The sequence below is a fragment of the Nocardia sp. NBC_01009 genome (assembly GCF_045208035.1).
Classification (GTDB): Bacteria; Actinomycetota; Actinomycetes; order Mycobacteriales; family Mycobacteriaceae; genus Nocardia.
This window is the reverse complement of the sequence record NZ_CP108695.1, coordinates 6,537,440-6,548,176: the sequence shown is the minus strand read 5'-3', so window position 1 is coordinate 6,548,176 and position 10,737 is coordinate 6,537,440. Positions and strand designations below refer to the sequence as shown.

11 protein-coding genes are annotated in these 10,737 nt (G+C 63.2%); 6 read left to right on the top strand and 5 right to left on the bottom strand.

Features of this window, described 5'->3' with window-relative positions; genetic code table 11:
- The first annotated feature begins 56 nt into the window (after positions 1-56).
- The 5 genes from OHA42_RS29335 (at position 57) to OHA42_RS29315 (ending at position 5,960) form a co-directional block, all read left to right on the top strand.
- Positions 57-1,271: a cytochrome P450 gene (locus OHA42_RS29335; protein WP_406231022.1), complete on the top strand. Its 1,215-nt coding sequence runs from the start codon at positions 57-59 to the stop codon at positions 1,269-1,271.
- 9 nt (positions 1,272-1,280) lie between these two features.
- A complete protein-coding gene (locus tag OHA42_RS29330; protein ID WP_406231021.1) occupies positions 1,281-3,074 on the top strand; it encodes a hypothetical protein in 1,794 nt (597 codons plus the stop codon).
- 773 nt (positions 3,075-3,847) lie between these two features.
- Positions 3,848-5,098, top strand: coding sequence for a cytochrome P450 (locus tag OHA42_RS29325; protein ID WP_406231020.1), 1,251 nt, complete (start codon positions 3,848-3,850; stop codon positions 5,096-5,098).
- A 95-nt stretch (positions 5,099-5,193) separates the two neighbouring features.
- A complete protein-coding gene (locus OHA42_RS29320; RefSeq protein ID WP_406231019.1) occupies positions 5,194-5,616 on the top strand; it encodes a VOC family protein in 423 nt (140 codons plus the stop codon).
- A gap of 53 nt (positions 5,617-5,669) precedes the next feature.
- The gene (locus OHA42_RS29315) at positions 5,670-5,960 is read left to right on the top strand and encodes an ArsR/SmtB family transcription factor (RefSeq protein WP_406231018.1); all 291 of its coding nucleotides are present in this window, start codon (positions 5,670-5,672) and stop codon (positions 5,958-5,960) included.
- Between the two features lie 80 nt (positions 5,961-6,040).
- On the opposite strand, the gene OHA42_RS29310 is transcribed toward OHA42_RS29315, so the two are convergent.
- Both OHA42_RS29310 and OHA42_RS29305 read right to left on the bottom strand, forming a co-directional pair.
- Entirely contained in the window at positions 6,041-6,661 is a 621-nt protein-coding gene (locus OHA42_RS29310; protein WP_406231017.1) for a CAP family protein, read from the bottom strand.
- Positions 6,662-6,769: 108 nt separating this feature from the next.
- Complete coding sequence (locus tag OHA42_RS29305; RefSeq protein WP_406231016.1) at positions 6,770-7,486, bottom strand: alpha/beta fold hydrolase; 717 nt, start codon at positions 7,484-7,486, stop codon at positions 6,770-6,772.
- A 91-nt stretch (positions 7,487-7,577) separates the two neighbouring features.
- On the opposite strand from OHA42_RS29305, the gene OHA42_RS29300 reads away from it, so the two are divergent.
- Positions 7,578-8,156: a TetR/AcrR family transcriptional regulator gene (locus OHA42_RS29300; RefSeq protein ID WP_406231015.1), complete on the top strand. Its 579-nt coding sequence runs from the start codon at positions 7,578-7,580 to the stop codon at positions 8,154-8,156.
- A gap of 14 nt (positions 8,157-8,170) precedes the next feature.
- On the opposite strand, the gene OHA42_RS29295 is transcribed toward OHA42_RS29300, so the two are convergent.
- From OHA42_RS29295 to OHA42_RS29285, 3 genes are read right to left on the bottom strand one after another with little or no spacing between them, the layout of a single operon-like run.
- Positions 8,171-8,644, bottom strand: a complete 474-nt coding sequence (locus OHA42_RS29295; protein WP_406231014.1) for an NUDIX hydrolase — start codon at positions 8,642-8,644, stop codon at positions 8,171-8,173.
- A 44-nt stretch (positions 8,645-8,688) separates the two neighbouring features.
- On the bottom strand, positions 8,689-8,859 hold the full coding sequence (locus tag OHA42_RS29290) for a hypothetical protein (protein ID WP_406231013.1): 171 nt from the start codon (positions 8,857-8,859) through the stop codon (positions 8,689-8,691).
- Between the two features lie 51 nt (positions 8,860-8,910).
- Positions 8,911-10,650, bottom strand: a complete 1,740-nt coding sequence (locus OHA42_RS29285; RefSeq protein ID WP_406231012.1) for a DUF3556 domain-containing protein — start codon at positions 10,648-10,650, stop codon at positions 8,911-8,913.
- Positions 10,651-10,737 lie beyond the last annotated feature (87 nt).

The following is a 10,737-nucleotide window of genomic DNA, read 5'->3' as shown; positions in this document are numbered from 1 at the left end:
CAGGGCTGTCGGATCGTTCACCAGTCAGCGCCGGCTGACCTCGTCGGCCCACGCAAGTGACGCTCTATTCGGGCGAGTTCGCGGCTGATCCACACGGCGCGTACCGCGACATGCGCCGCCACCATGGTTCGCTCGTGCCGGTGGAGGTAGCGCCCGGTGTGCCTGCGACATTGGTGATCGGCTACCGCGAGGCGCTACACGTACTGGGCGACCCCCGACATTTTCCAGCCGATCCGCGAGTCTGGCAGTCCACGGTTCCGGCGGATTGCCCGGTGTTGTCGATGATGGAGTGGCAGCCCAACGCATCGCGGACCGCAGGCGAAGAACATGCAAGGTACCGGCGTGCCAACACCGATAGTCTCGACAAAATCGATCTCTATGCGCTGCGCGGTGCGGTCGAACGCACTGCGGCGGCGCTGATCGACAGCTTCTGTGAGTCCGGTTCGGCCGACCTGCTCAGCCAGTATGCGGTCCCGCTCACCGCGCAGGTGCTCAACGATTTGCTGGGGTTCTCGCAGGAGGCGGGGGAGGAAGCGTTCGCGGCGCTGGTGACGCTGCGCAATGCGGACGACGCAGCATCGGCCGAGGCGGGTCATCGGATGTTCACCTCGGCGATGCTGGAGGTGATTTCGGCCAAGCGGGAAGCCCCGGCCACGGATGTGACGTCCTGGCTGCTGGAACATCCCTCCGCCTTGGACGAAGCAGAGATGGTGCAACAGATGGCGATGTTGTATGTCACGGGTACCGAACCCACATCGAACCTCATCGTCAACACGTTGCTGTTGATGGCAACCGATGACAGATTCGGCAGTGAGCTACTCGCGGGAGCTCTGTCCACCCGGGACGCGATCGATGAGGTGTTGTTCACCGATCCACCATTGGCGAACTCCTGCTTCAGTTATCCGCGGCAGCCACAAATACTCGGCGATGTGCTGTTACCGATGCACGAACCGGTCGTGATCAGCCTCGCAGCGTGCAACAACGATCCTGCGGCGGTGAATGGTGATCGCACCGGGAACCGTTCGCATCTGGCGTGGGGCGCTGGTCCCCACGCATGCCCGGCCAAGTCGCTGGCGATGGTCATCGTTCAGGAAGCGCTCGACCAGTTGCTCGATGCGCTACCCGAAATCCGGTTGGCGGTGCCCGCTGAGCAGTTGCAGTGGCGCCAGGGAGGTTTCCACCGTGCGTTAGAGACGCTGCCGGTGATCTTCCCCCCATCCCCACCTTTGCCCAACGGTGCACGAGTGACTGTTGGGATCGGAAATGAGTAGGAGGCGGTTATGGTTACGCACGGGTATGAGGAACGCACATCGCTGGCAGAGCTTCTTCGGCACGGCCACTTAGAGTTCCACCAGCAGCTGCAGCAGGTTCTGAGCAACCCGGACTTCGCCGTCACGGACAAGCAGAGCCAGGAGCAGCGGCGGGAGAACGCGTATGACCAGTTGCGGAATCTGGTCAAGGAGATCGGCAGTACCCGCGCTGTCGCGACCGATCTGCCCAAGCTGTTCGCGGTGTTCGACTGGTCTGCAGTGCTGGCGACGGACCTGATCCCGCTGATCTCCGGCCACTACAACCTGGCGTCGGGCAGTCTGGCCACCCTGACCAACTCCGACTCCGACTCCGCCGAGCCGTACCTGCATGACCTGGATGACGCCACCAGCGTCGGCGTCATGCTGCTGACCGAGTACGGGTGTGGCTCCAACATCGGATTCATGCAGACCACCGCGACCTGGGATGGTGAGGGGTTCGTGCTCAACACCCCGGACCCGCTGGCGCGGAAATTTATGCCGTCCGTTGGTATCCCGGTTGCTCGGGTCTGCGTCATCGGTGCACGGTTCATCGACGCGGCGGGCGTCGATCAGGGCGTGCATCTGTTCACGGCGCGACTACGTGACGCCAACGGCGACCCGGCCCCCGGCGTGACGATCACCCAACTCGACCATCAGCCGCTGGTCATCATGGACAATTCGGTCATCAGCTTCGATAATCTCCGGGTCGAGCGCACTGACTGGCTGAGCAACGACCTGGCCACCATCGATGATGAGGGTGTGCTGACCTGGCACGACGAGGACAGCCGGAAGCGGGCGTTCGCCTCGGCGATCAGCCAACTGACTGTCGGGCGCTTGGCGCTCTCGTCGTGCTTGAACGCCTCGGCCCGCGCCTCGCTCTACATCGCCCTGCGCTACGCCGCCAAGCGGGTAGTGCCGTTGACGCCTGTCGACAGCACATTCATGTTCGATATCCCGCACGTGCGCGACACCCTGCTCACCGACCTGGCCGGCACGGTCGCCCGGACCATTTACGGCAACGCGGTCAAGACCTTCCTCGCGGGTGCCGATCTCACCGCTCGCGACACCGTCGTGTCGGTGATGTTGGCCAAGTATTTCATCCAGGAGCATGCGTTGGAGACAGTCACTGACTGTCGCATCAAAATGGCTGCGCAAGGCATGTTCAGCGCCAACCGGGTCGCCGACTACCTCGGAGTCTGTCATGCCGCTATCACCGGCGAGGGTGATATCTACGTCCTCGGGTCCGTCGCCGGTCGCGTACTGGCTAAACAGCTCGTCGGTTCGCTGCCACCCGAACCCGCTCTCCACGATCCCGCCGACCCAGGCGACCGCGCGCGCTTGCTCCGCGCCCGAACACTGACGATCGCGCAAGAGGCCCAACCGTACCTTGGCAATCCAGCGCTGAAAGCTCGGCTGGAGGTCATTCCGGACGCGCTCGAGCTCGCCGAGGCCTACTGCGCCGAGCAGGCCCTGCGGTTGCTCGACGAACACGCCGAACATCATCCCGAGATCGCCGCCCTGCGTGACGTTTTCGCTCTGGATCAGATCAGCAAAGAGTCTGCGTGGTATCTCACCCACGGTCTTCTCGACATCGCTGCCGTAAAGGCCGTGAAGCAGCAGCTCCGCAGTGGGCTGCTCCCACAGGCCATCGACAACCTCGCCGACCACCTGCCCGCACTGCTGGAGGCGTTCGGGCTCGATGACGAGATCCTCGGCGCACCGGTGCTGTCCGAGGATCTGCCCGCCGCGTGGGACTCCCGCTGCCACGACCCACTCCCTCACTGATCCTGCCAAGGCAAGTCCGGATAGGGCACCCCGGCGGGGGTGCCCTATCCGGGGCGTCGTAGCGGAACTCATCAACCAGTGCGGCCGTGGCCTGCGCTGGATCGAAGAAGTCCACAGGTAAGGGGTGTAGAGGGCGATGGCGATCTGGTTGTTGATCTACCCCAAGGTGGCGACAACCTTCGCGTGAGAGCCCAATTGGAAAGCCCCCAAGATATAGCTGGTCGCTGCGACCGGGATCCGTAGCAGGGCTTGCTCGGCGGTGTGGGGGCTACAGCAGTGCCTGTCCGGCTGGCTTGCAGACCACCGACGGACGTGTGGCAGGTAAGCCGGATGCTCCGCTGCTGATAACGTTTCACAACACCAGGCACTGTTCTCGAAACGTGGTGCAGCAGTCCGGTGTTGGACAGATCAACCGTCGGGTCGCAGTCGCACGACCATGGCTCGACCGTGTACCGGGAGGTCGGCCGACGTTCGCCCCATCCCGTTCCTGGCCCCTGACACCACAGAGGATTTCGATGATCATCTTGTACTCGGGACCCAACCAGCGACCACGCCGAGCCTACTCTTCAGGCCGAAGTAGCCACCCCGCCCCAAGTTGACAACATCCCTGCAGCGCCAGCCCAGCAGACGGCACACAAGACCTGGCGACGTGAGGCCGAAACCAACCCTGATGACGGAATCCTGTTGACAGGGAACAACATAGCGACCCGACAACCTTCGCTTGGCCCTCGCCTTGGGTACTATGCTGCCGCAACCGATATCAAGGAGACTACGTGTATCCGCAGCACACGCATCAGGGTGCTACCGCCAACTCAATGTCGTCGATCGAGTTCACAGGCCCTCGAATCCCGATCTACAGTGCAGAATTTGCGGCCGATCCGCACGGATTCTACCGCCAGATGCGTAGAGACTACGGACCGCTGGTGCCGGTCGAGATGTGGCCAGGAGTACCTGCCACCCTGGTGATCAAATATCGCACCGCCGTGGGCATTCTCAACGACTCCGACCGTTTTCCGGCCGATCCGAGCACCTGGCAGAAGACCGCACCTGCCGATATCCCGATCATGCCGATGATCGAGTACCGACCCAATGCAATACGTACCAGCGGTACAGAGCACACTCGGTACCGCAATGCTTTGAACGACGCCTTGGCCGGGATGGACCTGAACTCCTTGCGATCCATGGTGGCGACATCCGCCATCCCGATCATCAACACGTTCTGCAGGGACGGAAACGCCGAACTGTTGAACCAGTACATCCTCCCGCTGGTCTTCTCGGTCTTCTGCCAGATACTCGGCTGTCCACCCGAAATCGGTCAGCGGGTCGCGCAGGCCAGTGCTGCGATGTTCGACGGTGTGGATACGGAAGCGGTAAACGCGGAAATGGGCAACGCGTTGCTCGACCTTACGGCTCTGAAGCGCGCTCACCCGGCTAACGACGTCACCACGAGACTGACCCAGCATCCCGAAGGGCTGTCCGACGAGGAGATGGTGCACCAGTTGGTCCTGCTGTTTGCGGCCGGTGTCGAGCCACCACTGAACCTCATCGCCAACACCCTGCTGTTGATGCTGACCGATACCCGCTATGCCAGCGATGATAATAGCCGTCCCTTGTCAATCAAGACCGCACTCGAAGAGAGGCTGGCAACCGACCCGCCGATGGCGAACTATTGCATTACCTATCCTCGCCAGCCAATTCTGATCGAGGGCGTGTGGCTGCCGGCGAATCAGCCGGTCATCATCAGTATGGCCGCCTGTAATACGGATCCAGAGATGAACACAGGCGAATTCCTGGACAACGGATGGAATCTGGCGTTCAGCACCGGCCCACACGCCTGTCCTGCTCACGCCCGGCCGTACGGGCTTCTGCTCGCGCAGGACGTCATCGATCAACTCCTGGACATCCTCCCGGAACTGAAACTAGCGGTTGCCGAAGAGGAGCTCGTGTGGCGCCCTGGCCCATTTCACCGAGCATTGACAGCGTTGCCGGTTGTGTTCCCGCCTTCTCCTCCGTTGTACATCTGAAGGTGTAGCTCCTGTGAGGCGAACCCACCCGAACGACCGGAACCGAAGAAGGGGTCCCCATGGCGGTTAGTTCGATTCCCCACGGGCAGCACAGCATGACCGTGTACTTGGCAGTCGCGGATGCGCGGTCGGCAATCGAGTTCTACAAGAGGGCTTTTGATGCCGTCGAGCTTTACCGGGGGGAATCACCGAGCGGTCGCATTGATCATGCGGAGCTGAGGATCGGCGATTCTTCGCTGGTTCTCACCGAGCCTTCTGAGGGTCATCCGCTGGCGAGCCCGGCGCAGTCCCAGGCCTCGGTTGGTCTCCGGCTGTATGTTGAGGACGTCGACAAGCACTTCGCTCAGGCGCTGGAGCTGGGCGCCCGAGAGTTCAGCGCAGTGAGCGATCTGTTCTACGGCGACCGCAGCGGGACGCTGGTGGATCCGTTCGGCCACGTCTGGATTGTCTGCACCCACAAAGAGGACCTGTCGATAGAAGAAATCCAGGAGCGCGCCAAGAAGTTCTACGGCGGATAGATCGACAGGTTCACTGGACGTCTTCGGCCCCACGTAGTTCGACGTTCAATCACGTGCTCGCAGCGCTCGGCATGGCGGACAAGCACCGGCTGGAGGTCGTGTGCGCGCTGCTGGCGGACGTCGACGGGGCCGAGCGGCACTGCAGTTCGTTCGGTTTGCCGGTATCGAAGGCGACTCTGACACACCACTTTCGGGTTCTGCGGCAAGCCGGTCTGATTCGTCAGGTGAATCGGGGCAACAGCAATATGGCGCAACTACGCAGTGTGGAGTTGGCCGCTCGTTTTCCCGGCCTGATCGAGCTGCTCGAGGCGGAGAACAGGTGCCGAGCCGAGTCGCCGAGCTAGCCCCGATGCGCGGGTCGGTCGTTGGTCTTGGCGGCGCGTAGACCTGACTTTCGTGATTCGTTCATGACGACTCGGCCTCGCTAGTCGGTTCCCCGCAATACGTTGTCGCGGTATTCACCGGGGATATTGCCGCGTGACCGATAAATCGCCACGATGTAGGTCCAGCCTGGATCCTCGGATTCCGGTGCAAGCACGCAGGCTCGGCCGACACCGACTGCGGTACTGGCCTTCCACACCATCTGCGTGAAATTCTCGGTCCCCGGCGCCGGGCCGGCGGCATCGTATTCGTAGCGCTCTTGCTCATTCTTCCAATGCGTGACGGCATCACCGGCGGGCGTCGGCCGGGAGTCGTCGCTGCTGGCCAGGAATACGTTTTCGCCGTACCTCGTATCCAGTTCTTTGTGGGACAAGGAGCCGTTCTCCGCGTGGAACACCGCGCGCGTCTTCGCGTAGTCCGTCAGCTCTTGGCTAATCTTCAGCGCGGGGACTCCGTGGTGAGATCGTTCTTTATTGAGTCCGTCCAGGATCTCTTGGACGAACCCGGTGTCGGTGCACTCCTTCACCTCTCGTGCCTCGGCGGAGGCAGGAACTCCGCCGAGTGCGCCGAGCAGCGAGGCGCAGAGTACGGCGACCGTAAGGCGGGCCGGTGATCGCCGAGATCTGTCCGCGCGGAAACCTTGGTCCGTGGTGTCGTGAATCATGTGTAGCCCCTTCTCCATCGAAGCGGTACGTGATCAACCGGAACCAGCGTACGAAGCGGCGGACTCCTTCCCTTGCATCGGCGCGCACCTCGGAGTTTCCGCTGGGCTTCACCGACTGCTGTGGTGTCCGGCCACCGCGTAGGAGATGTCGAGGACGCACCGCGCGAACTCGGTCGGCTGGGCCAGGGGGAAGTAGTGACCTGCCCGCGGCGTGATGAGTAGTCGGCCGTCGGTGCTCGCGGCCAGGAATCGCCGTTCGTGGGTGCGGAAGTGATCGCGACTGCCGTTGATCAGCCAGAGCGGGCCGGGGTACTCGGCGAGATTGGCGAGCGGGTTGAAATACCGGCTTTCTCGGACCACGTCAGGGATGACTTCGGTGGCAATCCCACCGTGTTTGATCGCTTCGGCCACCCGCGGTGGGAGCGCCGAGTCGAAGAGGCGGCCGCTGGCCCGTTCGCCGCCGTCGGATTGCCGCGAGAGCACGCGATGCATCAACGCGAACGGAGCCGCTAAGCCGCGGTTCGGCACGCAGGTCGCCCCGGCGACTACCAGCCCGGCCACTCGCTCTGGATGCCGGGCAGCTGCGGCGATGCTCACGTATCCACCGAGCGAGTGCCCGACCACCACGGCGTGGCCGCCGACGTTGTCCACCGCTTCGGCGACTGCGTCGATGGCGGCGGCCAGCGTGAACCGTTCGCCGCGCCGCGCACCGTGCCCAGGCAGGTCGACTGCCGCCGAGGGGTGCGCGCCGAGCTGCTCGCGCACTACCGACCATGAGGTACCGCTCAGCCGAATGCCGTGCACGAATACCAAGGGAATGCTCATTCCACGCTCCTATCAACAACGCAACGTTGCGTTGCATTTGAAGATATACCGGCGCTAGATGCAACGCAACGTTGCGTTGTATCCTGGCGGGGTGAGCGAAGAACGCGCCCGAGGAGGGCCACGGCAAGCGTCGGCGATTTTTGCCGCGACCCTCGAGCTACTGGCCGAACAGGGCTATGACGGTCTGACCATCGAATCCATCGCAAGCCGCTCCGGCGTCAACAAGACCACCATCTACCGGTGGTGGCCGTCCAAGGACGCGGTGCTGGCAGCCGCGCTGGTCCACTCCGACCTTCTCGCCTTCGCGATGCCGGACACCGGCAGCCTGCGCGGCGACCTCCTCGCGCTGGCCCGGGAGATCGCCCAACTGCTGACCGGAGAACGGACCGCACCGATCGTCGCCACCGTTCTCGCCGCGGCACCCCGCAGGCCGGAGCTGGCTGTGGTGGCGCGCACGTTCTTTGTCGAGCGCCTCACCCGCGAGCAGCCGATGTTCCAGCGCGCGATCGCCCGTGCCGAACTGCCGGCGACGGCGGATCCGGCGATGATCATGGACCTGCTGGCCGGTGCGATCTGGTTCCGAATTCTGCTCCGTGATCAGCCCATGTCGTCGGATTACCTCAGCAGCGCAGTCGATCTCGTGCTGCACGGGGCTGCCGCCGCACACTGATCGACGACCCACGTTCAGGGTGCCGGTTCGAACCACACCTGCCCATCGGACAGTGCCTGCTCGATGCGCAGCAGATCGTGCTCGGGCAGCTCCGGCAATGCGGACACGTCGAACCAGGCGACCTCGAGCGACTCGTCGTCGTTGACCCGCGCCGTGCCGCCGACGGCGCGGCACCGGATCGTGATGTCCATGAACTGACAGATGTCGCCATTCGGGTAGGTGTGCGGCGGCATGGCGCGGACGATCACGATGCGCTCGGCGACGCAGCGAATGGCGGTCTCCTCGTACACTTCTCGAACCGCACACGCCGCGGGCTGCTCGCCCGGTTCCGGCATCCCGGCAATGACGGCCCACGTGCCGGTGTCGGCCCGCTGTCCCAACAGCACCCTGCCCTCGTCATCGAAGACAACAGCGCTGACACCGGGCAACCACAACAGCTGCTTGCCTGCGTCGGCCCGGATGGTGTGAATGAAGTCGGGGGTCGCCATGGTTTCGACAGTAAACCGCGCTCGACGGTGCCGGCTATCGGCGATCAGAACCAGGCTGATTGATATTGCGCCGGAAGGCATCCCGTCGTTGACCGTCGGGCGGTTACCCGCCGCTGGAGCGTGCGGACCTCCATCCGCCAGAAACCGGGCGTGGCCACGGCCAGCACATCCAGCGGCGCGGTGCGCGGATTTCGTGCCAGATCCACGTCGATCATGAAACGGACTCCATGTCCCGAAGTATCACGCTGTTGTCATCGTGGCCGCTATCAGGTGAGGTCGGTCTGGTTGCCGCGGTGTACGTGCACGGGCACATCGTCGGCCCACGGCTGGCGGGTCACCATGTCCGCGACATGCACCACGCCGCGCTCGAATTCGCCGGTCGCGGCGTCGACAAGACGGTATTCCTGAGTCTGCTTGTGGATCGGCTGGGCGTCGAGCAGGACGACGCGTACTTCGCCGGGGTCGAAGTGGCAACGCTGCTGCATCGCGGCGATGAGTTGCTCATTGTGCATGTGTCCGTCGCCGAAGTTCCAGCCGACCGCGGTGCTGCAGATGCGCTCACCGTCGGTGAGTGTGTACTCGTCCTCACGGCCGGCGGGCATGGCTCGATGAACCAGGGTGAACAGTGCGCGGCCGTGCGTGTTCATGGCGCGGAAGGCATATCCCATGAACATCGGAATCTGGGCCCGGTCCTTCCCGTAGAACCGCTCCAACTGGGCTTGCGGCATACTGGCGATCGCCACGATGCCGCGGCTGATCTTGTCCGCGGCCGAGGGTTTGATGCACCACATCGTCGTATCCCAGTTGCCTGCGTAGTACCGCATGCCGGGCAGGAACGAGATTGTGCGCGGGAACAGGTTCCCGGCGATCACAATGCCCGCGATCACGATGAACAGCAGCGCCACCGGCGCGGGGTTGTTCAGGCTGCCGAGACCGAGATCGGCGTGCGCGACGAACAACACCAGCACACCGAAGATCATGAAGACGTTCCATTCCAACGGCACCCCCATGGGAACGGCCGTCAGAATTACCAGGTGGAATCCCACCATCACGACCGCGGCCACCGCCGTCAGTGGGCCGCCGTGGGAGAAGAACAACACCAACGGAATCCCCATCTCGACGGCCGTGCCGCCGTGCGCGAAAATGCGCGACAACCGACCCGGCCTCAGGTCGTCGGGGAAGTTCTCGAAGAACATGCGCTTGAGCGACTTTCGCCGGAACACCGGGCTGTTGGACATCATCGTGGACACCACGAACGGGAAGTGCTTGTTCAGCTTCGAGGTCGCCGCGCCCATCCAGATCACCACGAAAACGACCTTCGCGGCGACGATCGTGTCGGTGGCGGTGAATAGAAAAGTGACTGCCAGGGTGGCATAGACCTCGCCGCGCGCCGCGAGGAAGATCACTTTGTCGCGCAACCCAATTGCCGCAAGCAGGCCGAGGATCACGGCGATTTGCCACACCGGGAGCAACCCCACTGTCGTGTCCAGCGCTGGTACCGCACCGGTGCCATCGGACACCAATGCGACCGACGTCGTCATCAGCAACGCCGCATACAGTGCGATATCCACTGGGGTGCGGGTGGTGCCACTGGTCAACGGAACACGACCGGGCCACGGCGGCAACCGAATTGTCCTCGGCCGCAACCAATACAGTATCGAGCCGAGCGGCGGAAAGAATCTGTTGTTCAGCGGACCGAACCCGCAACCGAGTCCGACCACCTCGAACAGCAGCGTGTAAAGCACAGCCTTCTGGAAGACGATCGGCTCCGACCACCAGTCGCCGACATCGGTGAATCCGTCGATGCCCTTGGTGGACAGCATGATCAGCCAGCCACCGAGAATATAGAGACCGACCTTGCCGACGTAGAACAAATGCAGCGCGACCGGAGTCCCGAAACCCACTTCGGCCCAATGCCTGGCCATGGGACGGATTCGTGCACTCCTAGTGCCTTTGCTCCACTCCGCCATATCGACCACGGGTAGGTCGGGTTCGAGAAACCCCATCGAGCACTCTCCGATTCGACGATACCGAGGTCAGCCGAATCAGGACCTCGATGTCCTTCGATACGTTGGCAGGTACGGCATTTGCTG